Here is a 310-nt window from a genome sequence, read left to right on the forward strand (position 1 = left end):
GTCAGTTCCAGCACCGCCTTCAATAGCGTCCTGCAAATACTCGGCGTTTTCTGCATTATGCTGAACAGTGTCGTCGCCATCACCTGCCAGAATGGTGTCACGCTCGGTACCGCCATCAAGGACGTCATTGCCGTCGCCACCACTCAACCAGTCGGTTCCTGCGCCGCCAGAAAGAGTGTCGTTTCCAGCTTCGCCTAGCAGGTAGTCAAACCCTTCATTACCGGAAAGGGTATCGTTTCCCGTGCCGCCCCAGATGCTGTCATCGCCCGTGCCGCCGTTAACAATATCGTCACCTGCATCGCCGTAGAGC

General features: G+C 56.8%; 1 protein-coding gene. It reads right to left on the minus strand.

Annotation, left to right across the window (positions count from 1 at the left end):
• Positions 1-310: calcium-binding protein (locus tag SB658_RS22930; protein WP_410602553.1), on the minus strand; the 310-nt coding region annotated here is incomplete at both ends.

Source organism: Bacillus sp. SIMBA_008, assembly GCF_046535495.1.
Classification (GTDB): Bacteria; Bacillota; Bacilli; order Bacillales; family Bacillaceae; genus Bacillus; species Bacillus subtilis.